This window comes from Vibrio phycocola (assembly GCF_054404255.1).
Genome location: NZ_JBTAMQ010000002.1, coordinates 339,533 through 357,123, shown reverse-complemented (window position 1 = coordinate 357,123; position 17,591 = coordinate 339,533). Strand labels below are relative to the sequence as shown.

Below are 17,591 nucleotides of genomic sequence, written 5' to 3'. Positions count from 1 at the left end.
TTCATGTTTAGTAGAATTTTAGGTACAGGCAGTTATCTGCCCTCTCACGTGCGTACTAACGCCGATTTAGAGAAAATGGTCGATACCAATGATGAGTGGATTGTTACTCGTACTGGTATTAAAGAACGACGAATTGCTGGCGAAGATGAAACCGTTGCAACAATGGCTCATCGTGCTGCTGAAAAGGCAATTGAGATGGCGGGTATCGACAATAATGATATCGATATGATTATTGTTGCAACCACGAGCAGCGACAAGGCATTTCCTTCGTCCGCATGTCAGGTTCAAGGTCTTTTAGGCATTAAAGGGTGTCCCGCATTTGATGTGGCTGCTGCATGCTCCGGGTTTATGTTTGCTTTGTCGATTGCCGACCAACATATTAAATCGGGGATGTGTAAAAATGTGCTAGTTATTGGTTCTGATGTACTTTCACGGACATGTGATCCAACAGACCGTTCCACCATTATTATTTTTGGTGATGGAGCGGGCGCTGCTGTCGTTGGTGCAAGCAGTGAGCCTGGTATCCTTTCAACACATATTTATTCTGATGGTGAATTTGGGCCTTTGTTAAGTTTAGGTATTCCTGAAAATGGTACTGAGAGTGATGACAAATGGTTATACATGGCAGGTAATGAAGTTTTTAAAGTTGCAGTAACCCAGCTATCCCGTTTAGTTAAAGATACTTTAGCGGCGAATAAAATGGATAAATCCGAGTTGGATTGGTTGGTTCCTCATCAAGCAAATTATCGCATTATTACCGCTACAGCGAAAAAGCTATCGTTACCAATAGAGCAGGTTGTTATTACTCTCGACCAGCATGGTAATACATCCGCTGCATCAGTACCTACAGCGTTGGACGTTGCAGTGAGAGATGGTCGTATTCAACGAGGTCATACTTTGTTGCTAGAGGCTTTTGGCGGTGGCTTTACGTGGGGCTCCGCGCTCGTCAAATTTTAATTGATGAATATTATTTAGCTTTTGGAGTGCTGATGCATTTCAAATCTTGTTAGTTTGCAAAAGGAAACAATTACATGAGCAAGTTTGCTATTGTATTTCCCGGTCAAGGTTCTCAAACTGTTGGTATGCTTGCGGAACTCGGTGAACAATACGATGTTGTCAAAGAGACGTTCAACGAAGCATCTCAAGCCCTTGGGTACGATTTATGGGCATTGGTTCAAGATGGGCCGGCGGAAAATTTAAACGAAACATTCCGTACTCAACCTGCTCTTTTAGCTTCTTCTGTTGCTATTTGGCGTGTTTGGCAATCACTCGAATTAGCTCAGCCTGAAGTGCTGGCTGGTCATAGTTTGGGAGAATATTCTGCCTTGGTATGCGCAGGCGTTATTGATTTTCAAGCAGCGATTAAATTGGTTGAATTACGTGGACAGTTAATGCAAGAAGCTGTGCCAGCGGGCGTTGGTTCCATGTTTGCAATCATAGGTTTAGATGATGCGTCGGTTGCAAAAGCATGTGAAGATGCTGCCCAAGGTGATGTGGTGTCTCCAGTCAACTTCAATTCACCAGGTCAAGTTGTTATTGCGGGTGAAAAAGCGGCAGTTGAACGTGCGGGTGTTCTTTGTAAAGAAGCTGGGGCGAAGCGAGCTCTACCTCTTCCTGTCTCTGTACCGTCGCATTGCGCATTAATGAAGCCAGCGGCAGACAAACTTGCTGAAGCGTTAAAAGCGTTGGAATTTAGTGCACCACAATATCCGGTCGTTAATAATGTTGATGTTGCAATGGAAACGGATCCAGAAAAAATTAAATCTGCTTTAGTTAGACAGTTATATAGCCCAGTACGTTGGACAGAATCTGTTGTCAAAATCAACGAACTTGGTGTAGAAAAATTATTAGAAGTTGGTCCAGGGAAAGTATTAACAGGGCTGACTAAGCGAATCGTGAAGACACTTAGTGCTGCAGCGGTTAATGATATTAAATCGCTCGACGCAGCTAAACTTTAAGCCGCTAAGTAATTAAAGGAAATCAGACATGAGTCAATTCATGAGTCTAGAAGGTAAAATTGCACTGGTTACTGGTGCAAGTCGTGGTATCGGCCGTGCTATTGCTGAAACGCTTGTAGAACGTGGCGCGACGGTTATCGGTACAGCAACTAGTGAAAATGGTGCTGCAGCGATCAGTGAGTACTTAGGCCAAAACGGTAAAGGGTTTGCGCTTAATGTTACTGAGGCTGAATCGGTAGAAACGACATTAAAAGCGATTACCGCCGAGTTTGGCGCAATCGATATTCTTGTTAATAATGCTGGGATTACGCGTGATAATTTGATTATGCGGATGAAAGAAGAAGAGTGGTTGGACATTATGGACACCAACTTAACGTCAATTTTCCGTTTATCAAAAGCCGTTTTACGTGGCATGATGAAAAAACGTGCTGGTCGTGTTATTAATGTTGGCTCAGTTGTGGGTACAATGGGTAATGCAGGACAAGCAAACTACGCCGCTGCAAAAGCAGGCGTAATAGGTTTCACCAAGTCAATGGCGCGTGAAGTGGCTTCTCGTGGCGTGACAGTGAATACAGTGGCTCCAGGTTTTATCGAAACCGATATGACTAAAGCACTGACTGATGACCAACGTGCTGTTACGTTGGCTCAAGTACCAGCAGCTCGCTTGGGCGATCCTCGTGAAATTGCTTCTGCTGTCGCATTTTTGGCGTCTTCAGAAGCAGGTTACATCACAGGTGAAACTCTTCACGTGAATGGTGGTATGTATATGGTATAGTAGTAGTCCTGAATAAAAAGGCTAAGTTAGTTTAATTTAGCTTGATTTATTGACTATCTACTGAGTGCGCAGTATTTGTGCATGATATATGTCAAAAACGGTCTGAATTTCGGTTAAATTCGTTAAAATTTGTGGTTTGACCAGCGATGACCCTCTTGCAACTTTCCCTAGTTCTAATAAACTACGGAATCATCGCATATGAGCGAAATCTGTAAAGGAAAAGAAAAAATGAGCAACATAGAAGAACGCGTAAAGAAAATCATTGTTGAACAACTAGGTGTTGACGAAGCAGAAGTTAAAAATGAATCTTCTTTTGTTGAAGATCTAGGTGCTGATTCTCTAGACACTGTTGAGCTAGTTATGGCTCTTGAAGAAGAATTTGACACTGAAATTCCAGATGAAGAAGCTGAGAAGATCACGACTGTTCAAGCAGCGATCGACTACGTAAACAGCGCTCAGTAATCTATATCTCTCCAGGCGGCCTCTTGGCCGCCTGAGTTTTATCTCTTCATCTAATAACCTCTTCTTATATTTTCAGCTCCGGAGAATATTATTGTGTCCAAGCGTCGTGTAGTTGTCACAGGCATGGGTATGTTAACACCAGTTGGCAATACCGTAGAATCCTCTTGGAAAGCCCTTATAGCAGGTCAAAGTGGTATCGAGAATATCGAACACTTTGATGCGACAAATTTTTCAACTCGTTTTGCAGGTATGGTTAAAGACTTTAACTGCGAAGAGTACATGTCAAAAAAAGATGCTCGCAAAATGGATCTTTTTATCCAATATGGCGTAGCAGCAAGCATTCAAGCTCTAGATGACTCAGGTCTTGAAGTAAATGCTGACAATGCTCCTCGAGTGGGCGTTGCAGTAGGATCTGGCATTGGTGGTATCGAGTTAATCGAAAAAGGTCACCAAGCTTTAGTAGAAAAAGGTCCACGTAAAGTGAGCCCATTCTTTGTTCCGTCTACCATTGTCAATATGGTTTCAGGTCATGTATCAATCATACGAGGCCTGAGAGGTCCTAATATAGCGATTTCAACCGCTTGTACTACAGGGTTGCATAATATTGGTCACGCGGCGCGTATGATCGCTTACGGTGATGCTGATGCAATGGTTGCTGGTGGTTCAGAAAAAGCGTCAACACCACTTGGCATGGCTGGTTTCGGTGCGGCAAAAGCGTTGTCTACACGTAATGATGAACCGCAGAAAGCATCTCGCCCATGGGATAAAGACCGTGATGGTTTTGTTCTTGGCGATGGAGCTGGTGTGATTGTGCTTGAAGAGTACGAACACGCAAAAGCTCGCGGTGCAAAAATTTATGCAGAATTAGTTGGCTTTGGTATGTCGGGTGATGCCTATCATATGACGTCTCCAAGCGAAGATGGTTCTGGTGGTGCTTTGGCCATGGAAGCGGCAATGCGTGATGCCGGCATCTCTGGCGAGCAAGTGGGTTATGTTAATGCCCATGGAACTTCGACACCTGCTGGTGATGTTGCTGAAGTGAAAGGCATTAAGAGAGCACTGGGAGAAGCTGGCTCGAAGCAGGTACTTGTTTCTTCAACTAAATCGATGACAGGCCACCTTTTAGGTGCTGCTGGTTCGGTTGAAGCAATTATTACAATCAAGTCATTGCAAGATCAGGTCGTTCCCCCAACCATTAATTTGGATAATCCAGAAGACGGATTGGATATTGATCTTGTACCGCATACCTCACGCAAAGTGGAAGGTATGGAATATGCAATTTGTAATTCTTTTGGCTTCGGCGGCACTAATGGTTCATTGATTTTTAAAAAAATCTAATTCATTAGGTTTATTGACTTGAGTTTAAACGGCTTGATGCATAGCATTGAGCCGTTTTGTTATTTAAGGGAAGGCGAAAATGGTATGGATTGATGGTGAAATTCAGGAGCAGATTTCTGTTTTTGATCGCTCATTTCAATATGGAGATGGCTGTTTTACGACTATGGCGGTCCGTTCTGGCTGTATTGAGCATTGGCCATATCATCGCCAGCGTTTGGAGCAGAGCCTTGATGCGCTTGGTATCCCGTTCTCTCATTGGTCGAATGTTGAAAAATGGCTAGACGAAGTACTATCAAGCTGTGTGGGTGTTCGTAGTGGGATCAAAATTCATATTAGTCGCGGTACTGGAGGAAGAGGATACAGTGTGTTGGGCCTAGGTTCACCAACGGTAACCATTAATACGTTTCCCTATCCGCAGCACTATGATCAATGGCAACAAAAAGGCATCACATTGGGTTTGTGCGAGCAACGACTTGGATTAAATCCGCGATTGGCAGGTTTTAAGCACAATAATCGCCTTGAGCAAATTTTGCTAAAACAAGAATTGGAAGCTAATGGTTTTGTCGATGGTGTCGTACTGGATTTAAATGATCATGTCATTGAAACCACAATAGCAAATCTATTTTGGTTTAAACAAGATGTATTGTGTACGCCGGATTTACATCAAGCTGGTGTGGCTGGCGTAATGAGACGAGTGGTTATTGAACATGCGAAAGCGATGGGCACGACAGTTGAAGTTAGTTGTTATAAACTAAGTGATCTGATGTCGGCTGATTCAATTTTTATGACAAATAGTTTATTAGGTATGGCACCAATAAAAGCCATCGGTGATGTACCTATGGCGTCGAATGAACTTACCAGTGAATTACAAAAGCGAGTATTGAGTGTTTAAAAAGTTAATTATAGTTATTTTGATTGCGTTAATAGCCGTATTTGCTGGCTATCAATACACACTGAAACAGGTTTCGGAGTTTGTTGAGCAGCCATTAAAAATTGAAGAGCAAGAGTTTGTTACTATCGAAAGTGGGACTTCGCTTAACCGATTACTCAATGATTTTGTGAAGAAAGATTGGATCACCCCAACGTTCTTTATGCCTTACCTTCATCGCTTGCGTCCAGATTTAGTCTCTATCAAGGCTGGTACGTTTCAGATTGTTGAAAACAGCACGTTAGAGCAGGTGTTGAATCATTTTATTAAAGGAAAAGAGCATCAATTTGCCATTACTTTTGTTGAAGGTAGCCGATTTGATGAATGGCGCGAAATTTTAAACAATGCTCCTCATTTGGTTCAAACTATCGACTCGCTACCAGAAGAAAAAATTGCACAACAACTTGGAATAGAAAAGAGTAAACTCGAAGGGTTATTCCTTGCGGAAACTTATCACTATACCAAAGGAATGAGTGACTTAGATGTGTTAAAGCGAGCACATTCTAACCTTCGTCAGGTCTTGGATACAGCTTGGCAAGGTCGTGATGAAAAACTTCCGTTAACGAATGATTACGAAGCGTTGACTTTGGCCTCTATTATTGAAAAAGAGACGTCACTTCCTCAAGAGCGTCCCGACATTGCATCGGTCTTTATTAATCGTTTAAATCGTGGCATGCGTCTCCAAACTGACCCAACGGTTATTTACGGTATGGGTGATGAGTATGACGGAAATATTCGTAAGCGCGATTTAACCAAACCGACACCTTACAACACGTATGTTATATCAGGATTGCCACCGACTCCTATCGCCATGGTTGGCGCAGATTCGATTAATGCCGCTTTAAACCCTTCATCAACACGCTATTACTATTTTGTTGCTAGTGGGAAAGGGGGACATGTGTTTTCAAAATCACTTTCTCAGCATAACAAAGCGGTTCGGGCTTACCTAAAACAATTAAGAGCAAATAAATGAACGCAAAGTTTGTCGTCATCGAAGGGTTAGAAGGGGCAGGGAAGAGTACTGCGATCCAAACTATTGTAAGTACGCTTCACCAACTTGGTGTTGAGGAGCTAGTCCAGACTCGTGAACCTGGTGGTACCGGGCTTGCTGAAAAGCTCCGAGAGTTGGTTAAGCAAGATCACGACAACGAAGAACTGCAAGATACAACCGAATTATTGTTGATGTATGCAGCTCGAGTTCAGTTGGTTGAGAATGTTATCAAACCAGCATTAGAGAATCGGAAATGGGTAGTTGGCGATCGTCATGACCTTTCTTCACAGGCATACCAGGGTGGTGGTCGGGAGATAAGTTCAGATACATTGACGCAATTGAAACAAGTTACGTTAGGCGAGTTCAAACCCGATTTTACCTTGTATCTCGATATTGACCCTAAAGTAGGATTGGAACGAGCTCGAGGTCGTGGTGAACTCGATCGTATAGAAAAAATGGATTTGAGTTTTTTCCAACGGACTCGTGATCGCTACTTAGCTTTGGCAAATGCTGATGAATCCATCGTGATTGTTAATGCAGACCAAAATATTGAAGCCGTGCAGAGAGATATTGCTGCTTCTTTAACCAATTGGTATACGAGTCTATAGGGTAGCTTATGTCATTATATCCTTGGTTAGAGACAAGCTATGAATTATGGGCTCAATCTATAGAGAGTCGCAAGATTCCTTCTGCCACTTTGCTTGTTGCAAAACCTGGGATGGGGATGAAAGCGTTTGTAAAACAAATGGCTGCTAGTGCCTTATGTCGGAGCGAGCATCGGCCATGTGGTTATTGTCACGATTGCGACCTTTTTGCTGCAGACAACCATCCGGATTTTCATCAAGTTGGGCCTGAAAATGGGGCGAAATCCATTAATGTTGAGCAAATTCGTCGAGTGAATCGTCTGGCTCAAGAGTCCTCACAACTAGGTGGCTATCGAGTGATTGCTATCACATCTGCCCATTTAATGAATGAATCTGCAGCGAATGCGTTACTCAAAACACTTGAAGAGCCTGCGGATAATTGCTGCTTTATCTTACTGACGCACAGTTTATCGCAATTGCTCCCAACAATCGTCAGTCGCTGTCAGCAAATCGCAATTCCAGAACCGAATCAAGAGCAGGTCGCATTCTGGGCATCAACGCAAACTGAGTCGCCGATCCCGCCTTACATTGTTAAGTTAAACGGCTATGCACCGCTGTCTGTAGTTGACTTTATGGTGGAGAAACAAGATAAGGCCTTTGAAATATTGGTGACTCAATTTCTTCAATTTCTCACACAACCAGATAGTGAAGTTCTCGATTTAGGCAAGATGATTGCGAAGGAGAGTGATGTACATTTAACTTGGCTTTGGTACTTACTGACCGATGCGCAAAAGTATCATTTTTCCGTCGAGCAGATGGATGCAATACCGCATAGCGCTAACGTTAGTCAGCTATGCACGTACCCGATACTCTACCAACAAACTCAATCCCTCACTCTGCTGTTACAAAAAACTCAGAAGTTTACTGGACTCAATACCGAATTGCTGGTGATTAACTGGCTTCTAGAATTTAAAGGATAACTATGTTCGTCGATTCTCATTGTCATTTAGATAAATTGAATTATGAAGATCTTCATTTAGATGTGGCCGATGTTGTTAAAAAAGCTGCAGATGTGAATGTGAGTCAATTATTGTCTGTTGGTGTGACTTTAGCGGCATTTCCGAAAATGTTGGAAATGATCGAACCCTTTTCTCAAGTTCATGCGTCTTGTGGTGTGCACCCTTTAGATGTTGAAAGCGAATTTGACCTCGATACTTTTTATCAGTATGCACGTCACGAGAAAGTGGTTGCGATTGGTGAAACGGGATTAGATTATCACTATCAACCGGAGACAGCAGAAAAGCAGCAATTAAGGTTTGCCCAGCATGTTGAAGTGGCGAATGCGCTCGATAAACCCCTCATCATCCACACGCGTAATGCACGCGAAGATACGTTACATATATTACGCGAAGGTGGTGCTGAAAAGTGTGGTGGTGTGATTCACTGTTTTACTGAAGATTTAGCCTTTGCTCAAGCCGCGATGGAGCTCGGTTTTTATATCTCAATTTCTGGTATTGTAACGTTTCGTCAGGCAACAGAGCTGAAAGAGGTGGTGAAGCAACTGCCATTAGACCGATTACTTATTGAGACTGATTCACCTTACCTTGCGCCAGTCCCTCATCGTGGCAAAGAGAACCAGCCCGCCTATGTGATTGAAGTAGCAAGCTATATTGCACAACTGAAAGAGGTGTCTCTCTCTGAAGTTGCACAGACGACCACAAATAATTTCGAATCATTGTTTCTCAAAGGTAGTGCTTAACTCCTCCTTCTAGTGATAACAATTCAATGGATATATAAAGAGCGGAGAACTTATTTCGCCGCTTTAATCACTCTAGCAAGTCGCTGTGCAGCCGATTCAGCCGATTCGTCATCATCATTGAAGTAATCCGAAACCACTTCGTTAATGGCATCCTGAACATAACTCGTACTCGACATTCCTTGAGATAAACTTGGAAGCAAGCCTTGATGTTGTGAAGCATTAACAAACGCAGCGTGGGATAACTGGGCACATTGGTCGAAATCATCCACTGGTAGGTCGTTCCGAGTTGGAAGTGATCCCTTGGCTAGGTTAAATGCTTTCTGGAAGTCCTTAGATAACATACTGCTAGCCAGATCAAACTGCGCCGGCTTAGACTCTGCTGAGGCTGATTTAAAGAAAACGAAACTATCAATATTGTAGCTAAACATACCTGCTGTTCCAGGAGAAGGGACGCAACGGTAGTCTACGTTTGGTCGCTTTCCAGCCGCGGTAAATTCGCCTTTGGCCCAGTCTCCCATGATCTGCATTGCTGCAGTACCTTCAATGACCATTTCTGTTGCTTCATTCCATTGTCTACTTGCGGAGCCAGAATCAATGTACTGACGCATCTTTTTAAATTGGCGCAATACATCAACCATATTGTCACTCGATAAAGTGTCGTTGTTGAGTGCGACGAACGCCTGTTTGTATTCATCGGCTCCTAAAATGGCGAGGGCGACAGTCTCAAACAGAGTTGCGTCTTGCCAAGCTTGCCCACCATGTGCGAGAGGAATGTAGCCAGCGGCTTTGATCTTATCTGCTACGCTAAAGAACTCATCTAATGTCACAGGTACGTCGACGCCAACTTCTTGCAGTATTTTAGAATTAACCCATAGCCAATTAGAGCGGTGGATGTTGATTGGTGCAGCGACGTAATGGCCTTTATATTTCATGGTATCTGCGACAACTGGCGGTAAAATTTGATTCCAATTGCCTGCTGTTGCAACACTATCCAATTCGGCGAGAAACCCCAACTGAGCCCATTCTTGAATATCGTGGCCTTTTATTTGAGCGGCGCTCGGAGGATTGCCTGAAACCGCTCGAGCCTTAAGCACCAACATTGCACTCTTACCACCACCGCCGGCTATCGCGAAGTCTTTCCAATGATGTCCTTTAGTTTCTACACTTTCTTTAAGCAATTGTGCTGATTGCGCTTCACCGCTCGATGTCCACCAATGCAATACTTCCAACTCAGAAGCATGAGCTGAATGGCTAAATACAATAACGCTGAGTAGCGGGACTATCTTTTGGATCATAGTGTGACCTGTTATTTGGATCGGATTCATTTTAATTGGCCGAGGTTCTTGGCAAACTAACTCTAACTTGTAAGCCGACTTTATCTCGATTTCTGATTGTTAACTCACCACCATGAGCACGAACGATGCTTTTTGATATACCCATTCCAAGGCCATGCCCCTCTTTGTCAGTGGCAATACGAACATAGGGTTTAAAGACTTCCGCCATCATATCTTCTGGTATTCCAGGGCCTTCATCGCAAATTACGATTTCCAGTGTATCTGGGGAGTCTTTGAAGGAAATCGTAACCTGATTGCCATATTTTACTCCGTTGTTAATCAGGTTAGATAGGCATCGCTTTATCGCGAGTGGTTTGCAAGATACGGGAAACAGTACTGCAGGGTGAATATAAACACGCTGGCTATTTTCATTGTATTGTTCAGCGATACCTTGCAGTACTTTCATTATATTGACGAATTCAATATTTTCATGAATGTCGGTATCTCTAACCGCTTGGAGAGCACCTTTAACCATTATCTCTAATTCGTCTAAATCTTTACTGAATTTGACGCCACGTTGCTCATCTTCAATTAGTTCTGATCGGATACGTAGTCTAGTAATCGGCGTTTTAAGATCATGTGAGATAGCACTAAAAAGCTTCTCTCTATCAGTGATGTAACACTGAAGCCTTAGTTGCATTCGATTAAACGCTCTTGTGGCGGTAACCAACTCGGAAGCGCCTTCTTCTGGGAGAATATCTTGATCGATATCCATACTTAGCGAGTCTGCTGCGCTCGCCAGTTTCCTCAGTGGCCGAATTTGCATGCGCACCATAAGATAGGTAAATATCAGCAAAAGAGCAGTGATAAAACCGATAAAAAACAGCTGTTCGGTTGAAATGATCGTATCGTCTAACATCGAGTAAGGAGATGGCAGAAGTGCGGCAATGTAAAGCCATTGTTCTGGGGCGAGTTCAATTTGAACCACTAAAATCGGTGGTTTAAGTGGCTTAAGACTCAAAGTGTAATGTGCCCATGATTTAGGCAGATCAGAAAGTAACAGATCGTTACTTAGTACGTGAAGGTTATCTGGATCAGAAAAATGGATCCTTATATTGTCATATCCAGGAGATTTATCCGTTAATACTTCCCGAAAAACCTGTATTACACTTTCTCGCATCTCATTGGTTTCAATAGAATTAATTAAAATTTCTTCGGTATTGAAAGAGACAAAAAATCGAGTCCCACCCATGGTTCTTAATTGATCGAGAATGATATGGCGATATTCATGTGGTAGTGACTGAAAAAAGTTGGCAGTGGAGGCGAAGTTGTTGGCAATACTGGTCGCGGTCGACCTTAAACCTTCCATCTCTTTTTGCTTAGATTGGGTATACCAGATCGTTGTCGCGATTAATTGAGCAATAAAGACAGAGAGTAATGTAAGCCAGAGCATTCTAGATACGAGAGAGCGTGGAACAAGTGGATCTAACCGAGAGCGTATCGTTTTCTTTTGTTGATGAATATCAGTTTGCATAGGTGACATCCGTCGCAAGAATATAGCCATCTCCACGCATGGTTTTAATCAGTTTCGGATTTTTCCCATTGTCGCCGAGTCGATGGCGAAGTCGGCTTAATTGCACATCAATCCCCCGTTCTGTTGGGAGCGCATCTCGGCCTTTCATGCTTTGGGAAATCGTATCTCGGTCTAATATCTGATTTGGGTTATCTAGAAACAGCATTAAAAGCGTCAGATCTTTTCCTGATAATTCTGACTCGTCTCCTGTATCGAGATCGATCAAGGCGTGAATTTTCGCATTAAGTTTAAAATGGGAAAAGAAATAGACTTGTGGTTTTTGGGTTGGTGTTTCAACTACTTGAGTTCGTCTGAGTAACGCTTTGATTCGCGCTGTAAGCTGTCTGGGGCTAAAGGGTTTTGCGACGTAATCATCGGCACCAATTTCTAACCCTACAATTTGGTCAGTTTCATCGGACACAGCCGTGAGCATCATAATCGGCACATTGGATTCACGACGTATGTATTGGCAAAGTGTAAAGCCATCGTCACCGGGCATCATGATATCGAGTAATATTAAATCTGGCTCACCGTCTTCAATAAGCCTTTTTTTCATCTCTTCACCTTCAGATGCGAGCGATACGGTATAGCCTGCTTTGGTCAGATACTCATCCAGTAGTTCACGAATCTCTTGATCATCGTCCACGACAAGAATGCGTTTATTCACAATCATAGTTACCCCACCTTAATCGTACTTACCATTTAACTCATTTTGTAAATTTCCTGAGTTCTAACGCTAGTTTACCATGGTATTGCACGTCTATTGCGCTATGTTACGTTATGTTACGTTCGGCGTGATGGAGTACTCTAAAAGCCTTTTCTCACCACAGTATGATACCCGCAGCAGTAAACGAGAGCCAAATTGATAGCCCTCAATGCTAATAACCAAGTAAATTTTAAAGACACACTTTTAAATAATAACTAAGTAAAAAAGATATTCTCAATTGTGTTTATTTCAACATGAGCGAAGAGTTCTGTATTTAATTTGCTATTGATTAATATATCAATAGAGTTAAGAATTAACGGAGATAATTATGAACATTTTTAGTACGATGCAGAAAATGGGGCGCAGTTTAATGCTTCCTGTCGCATGTATGCCCGCAGCTGGTATCCTCCTGGGTATCGGTGGTAACTCTGAAGTAGCAAAATTCCTACCGGAAATTGTTGCGCAAATTATGACTGAGGCTGGTCTGGGTGTATTTGCTAACATGGCCTTATTGTTTGCCATTGGTGTTGCTTTAGGCTTCACAAAAAATGATGGCGTAGCGGCGCTAGCTGCAACGTTGGGTTACCTCACCATGAGTCGTGTATTGGGCGTTGTTGCCGAAGGCACGGACACTGGGGTGTTTGGTGGGGTTATCATGGGCTTGGTTGCTGCTGAGCTGTTTAACCGCTATCACACCATTAAGCTTCCTACCTATCTAGGGTTCTTTGGTGGTAAACGTTTTGTTCCTATCATTACATCGCTGGCTGCGTGTGTGGTTGCTGCGATTCTTGCTGTCGTTTGGCAACCAATTGGCGCTGGAATTGCCGCTTTCTCACATTGGGCGGCTTACCAGTCTCCAGAAGTGGCATTCGGTATTTACGGTATTGTTGAGCGTTCATTAATTCCGTTTGGTTTACACCATATTTGGAATGCACCATTCTTCTATGAAGTGGGTTCATTCACGACTGCAGCTGGTGAAGTTGTTACCGGTGAAATCCCTCGTTATCTTGCAGGTGACCCAACCGCGGGTAACTTAGCTGGTGGTTATATGTTCAAGATGTTTGGCCTTCCTGCAGCATGTCTTGCTATGTATGTCACTGCGAAGAGTGATAAGCAAAAAGTTGTCGCTTCTATCTTGGGTTCTGCGGCGTTGACTTCATTCTTAACAGGAATTACCGAACCAATCGAATTTGCGTTTTTGTTTGTGGCACCGTTACTTTATGTTGTGCATGCGCTACTAGCAGGTTCTGCATTTGTAGTAATGATTATGCTGGGTATTAAACACGGCACGACATTCAGCCACGGTTTGTTCGATTTCACGCTTCTGTTTGGTAACTCTACAAACGGTTGGATGCTACCTGTTATTGGCTTGATATACGCGGTTATCTATTTCTTCGTATTCACTGCTTTGATCAAAATGTTCGACTTGAAAACGCCAGGTCGTGAAGATGAATCTGAGTCTAAAGTAGAAGTAGATTCAAGCAGCGATGAACTGGCTCTAAACATTACAACGGCATTTGGCGGTAAAGCAAACATCAAAGATTTGGATGCATGTATTACCCGTCTACGCGTTACTGTTAACGACGGTGAAAAAGTTGATACAGATAAACTTAAAGCGTTGGGTGCTGCGGGTGTCTTTGCTAAAGGGGATAACTTCCAAGCGGTATTCGGTACGCACTCTGAAATTATCAAAGGACAGATGGAAAAACTGGCTTAATTCAGTCTTTCTAATCTTATAAAAAATATAACCTCCTAATGTATGCAAAATACATCAGGAGGTATTTTTATGTCAGACACAAGCAAGCTCATTTATCCCGCCGATCTTAAAACGTTACAAACACTATCGATATTCGTGAATAGTTCCCAATTCTCATAGAAGATACCTTGGTTATTATTTCTACTTTCCCCAGTTAGGCCGTTGGCTTAATCGTGATCCACAATCAGGAAGAGGGCGGAATTAACCTCTATGCTTATGTAAATAGCAATCCAATGGGGTATGTGGATCCGGATGGACGAATTTCAGTTGGTTTTCGCATAGGTGGATTCGGGGTAACGGGTGGTTATAATCCTTCAACAGGCTATCGTTGGATGCGTATTCGCGGGGGATTAGGCACTGGATTTGGTTTTGGAGCTGATTTTGCTGATAATGGAAATGGAGCATGTGGAACGACAGTAGGAGCAGAAGTTTATTGGTCAGCAACATTTGATGGTGTTGGGGTTAGTGGACATGGAGAAAGTGTGGGACTGGATATCAGTGAAGATCCTAGCAATGATTCACTTAGCCCAAATTTGTCTTTCAATGCTACAAGTGCTGGAGTGGATATTGGAGCTGGAGCTGGTTTATATTTACAATATGGTGCAAAAGGAAAGTGTGGATGCTCAAAGAATTAATGTCTAAAGAACTATATCTATTATTGTTATACTTTTCTGCCTTTATAGGGGCTTTTACAGTTTTATGTGCAATTTACTCTGGCTTAATGCTCAAGTCTTTTTATATAGAAAAAGGAAAGAAGGCCCCTCCGGCCCAATTTGTCTTATTACTATGGTCTAGGAAAGATTTTTTAACTCCCAAAGGGAAGGGTATGCAGAAACGTATGAGAGTTGTATTTACCTTTTCTCTATCTTTTCTAATAATATTGACTTCAATATTATATATATGGCAAGGAGGGTGGGGGGTATCCATGATAGAGAATGCTTTTTGGAATTAATACTTTACATAGAGGCTGAACAAGGGGCTGCTTATCTACATAATGACTGTTGAGATTATAAATTATGTACAAAGAATCTAAAAAAATGCCACCTTTTTTAAGACGTATAACAGGAGGTTCATTAGCTTGTATTTTATTTCTTTTAATAATTGTAATGCCTGATATGCCGGTTAATTTTATGGGTAAAGAAATTACCGCCGCCGAGTTATGGGAGTTAGGTTTTGGTTTACCTGTGGTAGCTTTTGGTTTATGGATGCCTATTCTTGGCGTGTCAATAATTAAGCGCTGGCGGTTTTCTCGCCATGTATTTACGCTTACGTTTATATCCATTTCGATTATTCCATATATTTACTGGAAACAGTGGCTATCTGTCTTGTTTGGAATCGTATTATCCTTTGTTTTAATTTGGTATCTTTTTACCAATGAGAAAGTGAAAGAATACTTCAAGGTTTAATTCGTCACACTTATTGATAGCTTTCTTATTTTCAATTACCTATCGAGGTATCTTCTGATTTAAAGTTCTTTCGTTTGAGTTAGGCTTAATGGAAAAAGAAAAATTCTCGTTATCACGAACCTCAAATAGTTAAGATTGAAATAGAAAATTGTCAGTTAAGAAAAATGTATTCAGGGTATAGAAGAAACTTTTTTCACGGTTAACAGAGACGCAGAACAAGAGATTAATCTTTATTTTCATTTCCTTGGCTTATACACATAAAAAATAATAAAGTCTGATTGTTTTTAACCTCTTGCTAAGTTTAGTGGGAGGTTTTTTATACAATTATCAACATCAGTTAGTCGAATACTCACGTTTAGAAAATGGTGAGCTTGTCGCTGAGAAGAAATTTGTCCGTTTAGGGTTATTAGAGCTGCAAGAGCTCGATGGCTCTGAGGCGGTGGTTGCCGAAAACAGTTGGCGTTTAGACATGCCCGGCGGAGTGGGTGGTTTATTGCTGCGCAGCTCAGGGAACGAAAAATACACCTACGCCACCAACCACCTTGGTCATGTGAATGCGGTCTATAATCAAAGTGGTCAAAAAGTAGAAAGCCATCAATTTTCACTTTACGGCACGGCCAGTGGTGATAAATTCTCACTGCAACCGTTTGGTTTTTCCACCAAGCGCAGTAACTTTGCCTCCGGGTTGGTTTACTTTGGTTATCGTTTCTACGTTCCCCCATTTAGGCCCTTGGCTCAACCGCGACCCACTTCAGGAAGAGAGTGGGATTAACCTCTATACCTATGTGAATGGCGACCCAATGAAAGGATCCGGATGGGCGATTTGGTACACTACTGCGAATAATCCCACCTGCTTTACCTTCACACTCTAATAGTGGTAGAAGTAGTAACAATAGCTTTAAAAATCAAGACCAAAGAATTGCCCTGCTGGAACAAAGCCAATAGATAATATAAACCATGGTCCACTTGAAATATATTTACCGTAAGGCAGATGAGGATAATAATGAATTCGTATCGATATAAAGTTTCACTTAGGGTTAGGCATCCGTATATAGAACCAGAACGGATTTGTGAAGAGCTAGGTCTAACTCCAAGTCGAATGTGGTGTGCAGGAAAGGAAAGACGAACTCCAACGGGAGCAAAACTTGATGGGTTCTATGATGAAACTTATTGCACTTTCAGATTACCACATGAAGATGATGAGCGACTTCCCGAGTTTTTACTTAAAGCGAACAAGCATTTGAAAAGTAATGCCGAATTTTTTGATGAGATTGTTTCAACGGGTGGGGACGTAGAATACTTTATTGGATGGTTTATAAATGGAAATTCTGGTGATGTATTTGATTCCACTCTTATACAACAACTTGCTGAGTTAAATATCACTCTTTCGTTTGATATTTATCCATAGGAAATCGAGCATAGGCAATAACGATGCTGCGATTGCAGGACACGCTATTGCAACAGGCTGTACTCTGGTAACAAACAACGTGAGAGAGTTTAGCCGTGTTAATGGCTTAACTTATGAAGATTGGGTTCAGTAGAGGGAAAATAATGCCACCCTTTATAGTATGGTCTGGAAAAGGATAGTTATATTGCACTGCAATTGCCGGTATCATTGAAGAGTGTTTTTCATACAATGATCAACATCAGTTAGTTGAATACTCACGTATAGAAAATGGTAGGCTTGCCGAAAACAGTTGGCGTTATTTAGGAAATAGATAATGGTTAGATTTAAGATTTAAGATTTAAGATTTAAGATTTAAGATTTAAGATTTACATGTCTATATGTATAGTATTAGGAACATTAACTGGAATTTGGACTACAATTTTAGACTTATATAGTTTCTATGTCATAAATGATGCCCCTTTAAGTGCTGTATTTATTTCATTTCTCAATATGGTTTCTATCTTGGATTTTATAATACTTGGTATTGTTGGGTGGCCTATATTTAATCTCTTGCAAAAGAAAAATATAATCAAAATAGAATGATAATTTTTGTGAGATTGAAGCTTAAAATAAATACTCGCCAAGAATGTTCGATCTGCTTAAGCTAGGCGATAATAATATCGAGAATAAATGT

General features: G+C 41.8%; 19 protein-coding genes. 16 read left to right on the top strand and 3 right to left on the bottom strand.

The window, feature by feature from the left end; translation table 11 throughout:
• Positions 1 to 3: 3 nt before the first annotated feature.
• The 10 genes from ACXJY6_RS05285 to ACXJY6_RS05240 all read left to right on the top strand — a co-directional run bounded on the left by ACXJY6_RS05285 (position 4) and on the right by ACXJY6_RS05240 (position 8,795).
• Entirely contained in the window at positions 4 to 957 is a 954-nt protein-coding gene (locus ACXJY6_RS05285; RefSeq protein WP_456050927.1) for a beta-ketoacyl-ACP synthase III, read from the top strand.
• A gap of 74 nt (positions 958 to 1,031) precedes the next feature.
• Positions 1,032 to 1,958 (top strand): ACP S-malonyltransferase, encoded by a 927-nt coding sequence (fabD, locus tag ACXJY6_RS05280; RefSeq protein WP_458767636.1) that lies wholly within the window; start codon positions 1,032 to 1,034, stop codon positions 1,956 to 1,958.
• Between the two features lie 40 nt (positions 1,959 to 1,998).
• Positions 1,999 to 2,733, top strand: coding sequence for a 3-oxoacyl-ACP reductase FabG (gene fabG / locus ACXJY6_RS05275; RefSeq protein WP_456051066.1), 735 nt, complete (start codon positions 1,999 to 2,001; stop codon positions 2,731 to 2,733).
• A 228-nt stretch (positions 2,734 to 2,961) separates the two neighbouring features.
• Positions 2,962 to 3,195: an acyl carrier protein gene (gene acpP, locus ACXJY6_RS05270; RefSeq protein WP_456050929.1), complete on the top strand. Its 234-nt coding sequence runs from the start codon at positions 2,962 to 2,964 to the stop codon at positions 3,193 to 3,195.
• 93 nt (positions 3,196 to 3,288) lie between these two features.
• The gene (gene fabF / locus ACXJY6_RS05265; protein WP_456050930.1) at positions 3,289 to 4,533 is read left to right on the top strand and encodes a beta-ketoacyl-ACP synthase II; all 1,245 of its coding nucleotides are present in this window, start codon (positions 3,289 to 3,291) and stop codon (positions 4,531 to 4,533) included.
• 79 nt (positions 4,534 to 4,612) lie between these two features.
• A complete protein-coding gene (gene pabC, locus ACXJY6_RS05260) occupies positions 4,613 to 5,425 on the top strand; it encodes an aminodeoxychorismate lyase (protein WP_458767635.1) in 813 nt (270 codons plus the stop codon).
• On the top strand, positions 5,418 to 6,434 hold the full coding sequence (gene mltG, locus ACXJY6_RS05255) for an endolytic transglycosylase MltG (RefSeq protein WP_458767634.1): 1,017 nt from the start codon (positions 5,418 to 5,420) through the stop codon (positions 6,432 to 6,434). Before pabC ends, mltG begins: the two co-directional genes overlap by 8 nt.
• Entirely contained in the window at positions 6,431 to 7,060 is a 630-nt protein-coding gene (gene tmk, locus ACXJY6_RS05250; RefSeq protein WP_458767633.1) for a dTMP kinase, read from the top strand. The genes mltG and tmk overlap by 4 nt, the downstream gene beginning before the upstream one ends.
• Before the next feature lie 8 nt (positions 7,061 to 7,068).
• Positions 7,069 to 8,016 (top strand): DNA polymerase III subunit delta', encoded by a 948-nt coding sequence (holB, locus tag ACXJY6_RS05245; RefSeq protein ID WP_458767632.1) that lies wholly within the window; start codon positions 7,069 to 7,071, stop codon positions 8,014 to 8,016.
• 2 nt (positions 8,017 to 8,018) lie between these two features.
• Positions 8,019 to 8,795 (top strand): TatD family hydrolase, encoded by a 777-nt coding sequence (locus ACXJY6_RS05240; RefSeq protein WP_458767631.1) that lies wholly within the window; start codon positions 8,019 to 8,021, stop codon positions 8,793 to 8,795.
• A gap of 50 nt (positions 8,796 to 8,845) precedes the next feature.
• On the opposite strand, the gene ACXJY6_RS05235 is transcribed toward ACXJY6_RS05240, so the two are convergent.
• Genes ACXJY6_RS05235 through ACXJY6_RS05225 form a run of 3 tightly spaced genes read right to left on the bottom strand, consistent with a single transcriptional unit; the run spans position 8,846 to position 12,315 of the window.
• Positions 8,846 to 10,090, bottom strand: a complete 1,245-nt coding sequence (locus ACXJY6_RS05235; RefSeq protein WP_456050936.1) for an ABC transporter substrate-binding protein — start codon at positions 10,088 to 10,090, stop codon at positions 8,846 to 8,848.
• 31 nt (positions 10,091 to 10,121) lie between these two features.
• Complete coding sequence (locus ACXJY6_RS05230) at positions 10,122 to 11,603, bottom strand: ATP-binding protein (RefSeq protein WP_458767630.1); 1,482 nt, start codon at positions 11,601 to 11,603, stop codon at positions 10,122 to 10,124.
• Positions 11,593 to 12,315, bottom strand: a complete 723-nt coding sequence (locus ACXJY6_RS05225) for a response regulator (protein ID WP_456050938.1) — start codon at positions 12,313 to 12,315, stop codon at positions 11,593 to 11,595. Before ACXJY6_RS05225 ends, ACXJY6_RS05230 begins: the two co-directional genes overlap by 11 nt.
• A gap of 355 nt (positions 12,316 to 12,670) precedes the next feature.
• On the opposite strand from ACXJY6_RS05225, the gene ptsG reads away from it, so the two are divergent.
• The 6 genes from ptsG (at position 12,671) to ACXJY6_RS05195 (ending at position 17,051) form a co-directional block, all read left to right on the top strand.
• The gene (gene ptsG / locus ACXJY6_RS05220; protein WP_458767703.1) at positions 12,671 to 14,065 is read left to right on the top strand and encodes a PTS glucose transporter subunit IIBC; all 1,395 of its coding nucleotides are present in this window, start codon (positions 12,671 to 12,673) and stop codon (positions 14,063 to 14,065) included.
• A gap of 212 nt (positions 14,066 to 14,277) precedes the next feature.
• Positions 14,278 to 14,739 carry an RHS repeat-associated core domain-containing protein gene (locus ACXJY6_RS05215; RefSeq protein WP_458767629.1) on the top strand — a complete coding sequence of 154 codons (462 nt, stop codon included), beginning with the start codon at positions 14,278 to 14,280 and terminating at the stop codon, positions 14,737 to 14,739.
• Between the two features lie 381 nt (positions 14,740 to 15,120).
• A complete protein-coding gene (locus ACXJY6_RS05210) occupies positions 15,121 to 15,510 on the top strand; it encodes a hypothetical protein (RefSeq protein ID WP_458767628.1) in 390 nt (129 codons plus the stop codon).
• 304 nt (positions 15,511 to 15,814) lie between these two features.
• Positions 15,815 to 16,282: a hypothetical protein gene (locus ACXJY6_RS05205; protein WP_458767627.1), complete on the top strand. Its 468-nt coding sequence runs from the start codon at positions 15,815 to 15,817 to the stop codon at positions 16,280 to 16,282.
• Positions 16,283 to 16,513: 231 nt separating this feature from the next.
• Positions 16,514 to 16,918 carry a DUF4279 domain-containing protein gene (locus ACXJY6_RS05200; RefSeq protein WP_458767626.1) on the top strand — a complete coding sequence of 135 codons (405 nt, stop codon included), beginning with the start codon at positions 16,514 to 16,516 and terminating at the stop codon, positions 16,916 to 16,918.
• Positions 16,902 to 17,051, top strand: coding sequence for a PIN domain-containing protein (locus ACXJY6_RS05195; RefSeq protein WP_456050944.1), 150 nt, complete (start codon positions 16,902 to 16,904; stop codon positions 17,049 to 17,051). The genes ACXJY6_RS05200 and ACXJY6_RS05195 overlap by 17 nt, the downstream gene beginning before the upstream one ends.
• Positions 17,052 to 17,591 lie beyond the last annotated feature (540 nt).

Coding starts and splice junctions, on each gene's coding strand:
- acpP (WP_456050929.1), top strand. CDS start 2,962: ATGAGCAACATAGAAGAACGCGTAAAGAAAATCATTGTTGAACAACTA.
- ACXJY6_RS05240 (WP_458767631.1), top strand. CDS start 8,019: ATGTTCGTCGATTCTCATTGTCATTTAGATAAATTGAATTATGAAGAT.
- ACXJY6_RS05230 (WP_458767630.1), bottom strand. CDS start 11,603: ATGCAAACTGATATTCATCAACAAAAGAAAACGATACGCTCTCGGTTA.
- ACXJY6_RS05235 (WP_456050936.1), bottom strand. CDS start 10,090: ATGATCCAAAAGATAGTCCCGCTACTCAGCGTTATTGTATTTAGCCAT.
- ACXJY6_RS05200 (WP_458767626.1), top strand. CDS start 16,514: ATGAATTCGTATCGATATAAAGTTTCACTTAGGGTTAGGCATCCGTAT.
- tmk (WP_458767633.1), top strand. CDS start 6,431: ATGAACGCAAAGTTTGTCGTCATCGAAGGGTTAGAAGGGGCAGGGAAG.
- ACXJY6_RS05210 (WP_458767628.1), top strand. CDS start 15,121: ATGTACAAAGAATCTAAAAAAATGCCACCTTTTTTAAGACGTATAACA.
- ACXJY6_RS05285 (WP_456050927.1), top strand. CDS start 4: ATGTTTAGTAGAATTTTAGGTACAGGCAGTTATCTGCCCTCTCACGTG.
- pabC (WP_458767635.1), top strand. CDS start 4,613: ATGGTATGGATTGATGGTGAAATTCAGGAGCAGATTTCTGTTTTTGAT.
- fabG (WP_456051066.1), top strand. CDS start 1,999: ATGAGTCTAGAAGGTAAAATTGCACTGGTTACTGGTGCAAGTCGTGGT.
- fabD (WP_458767636.1), top strand. CDS start 1,032: ATGAGCAAGTTTGCTATTGTATTTCCCGGTCAAGGTTCTCAAACTGTT.
- holB (WP_458767632.1), top strand. CDS start 7,069: ATGTCATTATATCCTTGGTTAGAGACAAGCTATGAATTATGGGCTCAA.
- ACXJY6_RS05225 (WP_456050938.1), bottom strand. CDS start 12,315: ATGATTGTGAATAAACGCATTCTTGTCGTGGACGATGATCAAGAGATT.